Origin of the sequence: Pelomonas nitida, assembly GCF_043555975.1 — a bacterium.
GTDB classification, from domain to species: Bacteria; Pseudomonadota; Gammaproteobacteria; order Burkholderiales; family Burkholderiaceae_C; genus Pelomonas; species Pelomonas nitida.
In genome coordinates this window covers 1-285 of record NZ_JBIGIA010000062.1, presented here as the reverse complement: position 1 = coordinate 285, position 285 = coordinate 1, and the positions used below count along the sequence as shown (strand labels likewise).

Below are 285 nucleotides of genomic sequence, written 5' to 3'. Positions count from 1 at the left end.
AATCGTCGGTCTGGATGCTCATGGCCGACCTTTCGTCGGGCCGCCCCAAGCAAGGTCGGCACCCGCTTGGGGGGGCGCGAACGGCGTGAGCGTGGGGGCGAGCATCATGACAGCTTCTTCAGCGCCAGCTTGATGCCCTCGCTGACGCCGACGTCGGACGGCAACGCCTTCAGCGCCGTGGCGGCATCCTTCTCGCTGTAGCCAAGGGCGACCAGGGCCTGCAGGATGTCGGCCTGGGCATCGTTGGCGACGGCCACCGGTAGCGCCAGGTCCGGTCCCAGCTTG

General features: G+C 68.4%; 1 pseudogene. It reads right to left on the bottom strand.

The window, feature by feature from the left end:
• Nucleotides 1-104: 104 nt before the first annotated feature.
• A pseudogene (locus ACG00X_RS24110) lies at nt 105-285 on the bottom strand (Holliday junction branch migration protein RuvA); the annotation flags it as partial.